Source organism: Streptomyces sp. CNP082 (genome assembly GCF_059570535.1).
Genome location: NZ_JCANSZ010000133.1, coordinates 1 through 2,375 on the forward strand (window position 1 = coordinate 1; position 2,375 = coordinate 2,375).

General features: G+C 73.2%; 1 protein-coding gene. It reads left to right on the forward strand.

Annotated elements, in window-relative coordinates; genetic code table 11:
- The coding region (locus B124_RS36930) for a type I polyketide synthase (protein WP_496507395.1) at positions 1-2,375 on the forward strand (2,375 nt) is incomplete at both ends.

The window sequence follows — 2,375 nt, forward strand, 5'->3', positions numbered from 1 at the left end:
CCATCACCGCCTGCGACGTCACCAACCCCGACGCCGTACGCACCCTCGTCGACTCCATCGACGAACAGCACCCGCTCACCGCCGTCATCCACACCCCCGGCGTCCTCAAGGACACGATCCTGACCCAGCTCACCCCGGAGGGCCTGCACCCCGTCCTCGACCCGAAGGTCGACGCCGCGTACCACCTGCACGAGGCGACCCGGCACCTGGACCTGGCGCAGTTCGTCCTCTACTCCTCCGCGGCCGGCACCCTCGGCAACCCCGGACAAGCCAACTACGCCGCCGCCAACACCTACCTCGACGCCCTCGCCCACCACCGCACGCGCCACGGCCTGCCCACCACCAGCCTCGCCTGGGGCTACTGGAAGCACACCACCGAACTCACCAGCCACCTCGGCGACAGCGAGGTCGCCCGCAGCGACTCGGCGCTCAGCACCGAGCACGGCCTCCAGCTCCTCGACGCCGCCCTCGCGACCCCGTCCCCGTACCACCTCTGCGTCCCGCTGAACCCCGCCACCCTCCGCACCGGCGACCGCGTGCCCGCCCTCCTGCGCGACCTCGCCCCCCGGGCACGCCGCCGGGCGGCGGCCACCGCCGCGCCGGGCGAGGTCTCGGGGCTGGCACAGCAGCTCGCCGGGCTGTCGGCCGCCGAGCAGCAGCGGCTGCTGCTGGACCTGGTACGCGGCAACGCCGCCGCCGTCCTGGGGCACAGCGACGCCGCCGCCGTAGACGCGCAGACGCCGTTCAACGACCTCGGGTTCGACTCCCTCACCGCGGTCGAGCTGCGCAACCGGCTCGACGCCGCCACCGGGCTGCGGCTGCCGGCGACGCTGATCTTCGACTACCCGACCGCCCAGGTCCTCGCCGACCACATCGGCTCCGAGCTGCTGGAGTCGGCGCCGCGCTCGGCCGCGCCGCAGCTCGTGAGCGCCAACACCTCGGACGACCCCGTCGTCATCGTGTCGATGGCGTGCCGCTTCCCCGGCGAGATCCGCTCCGCGGCCGAGCTGTGGAAGCTCGTCGCCGAGGGCCGTGAGGGGCTCTCCGGCTTCCCGACAAACCGCGGCTGGGACCTCGAGGACCTCTACGACCCCGACCCGGCGGCGACGGGCAAGAGCTACACGAGCTACGGCACGTTCCTGCACGAGGCGGACGAGTTCGACGCGGACTTCTTCCGCATGAACCCGCGCGAGGCGCTGGCCACCGACCCGCAGCAGCGGCTGCTGCTGGAGACCTCGTGGGAGGCGTTCGAGCGGGCGGGCATCGACCCGACGACGCTCAGGGGCAGCAGTACCGCGGTCTACGCCGGCGTGATCTACGGCGACTACGGCGCGCGGCTGATGCAGAACGCCCCGGAGGGCTTCGAGGGCTACCTCGGCAACGGCAGCGCCGGCAGCGTCGCCTCCGGCCGGGTGGCGTACACCTTCGGTCTTGAGGGGCCGGCGGTGACGATCGACACGGCGTGCTCGTCGTCGCTGGTCGCGCTCCACCTCGCGGCACAGGCGCTGCGCAACGGCGAGTGCGACCTGGCCCTCGCGGGCGGCGCCACCGTCATGTCGAGCCCGGGCGCGTTCATCGAGTTCTCGCGGCAGCGCGTGCTGTCCGTGGACGGCCGGTGCAAGGCTTTCGCCGAGGCGGCGGACGGTACGGGCTGGGGCGAGGGTGTCGGCCTGGTGCTGCTGGAGCGCCTCTCGGACGCGCAGCGCAACCGACACACGGTCCTGGCGGTGCTGAAGGGCTCCGCGATCAACCAGGACGGCGCCTCCAACGGTCTCACCGCCCCCAACGGCCCCTCACAGCAGCGCGTTATCGAGCAGGCTCTCGCCAGCGCCGGGCTGACGCCCGGTCAGGTGGACGCCGTCGAGGCGCACGGTACGGGCACCGCCCTGGGCGACCCGATCGAGGCGCAGGCGCTGCTCGCCACGTACGGGCGCGAGCACAGCCCCGAGCGCCCGCTGTGGCTGGGGTCCATCAAGTCCAACATCGGGCACACGCAGGCCGCGGCCGGCGTCGCGGGCGTCATGAAGATGGTCGAGGCCATGCGCCACGGCATGCTGCCCCCCACCCTGCACGTGAACGAGCCGTCCCACCATGTCGACTGGAGTTCCGGCGCCATCTCGCTGATCACGGAGTCGACGCCGTGGCCCGAGTCCGACGAGCCGTACCGGGCGGCGGTGTCCTCCTTCGGCATCAGCGGCACGAACGCGCATGTGGTGCTGGAGGCAGCGCCGGCCGAGGCCGCGGCAGCGGACGAGGCGCCGACGGACCCGGATTCGGGTACGGGGGCGGTGGCTGCGCCGGTGCCGGTGGTGGTTTCTGCCCGTTCGGCGGGCGCGTTGGCGCAGGCCGCGGAGCGGCTTGCCGCGTACGTGGAG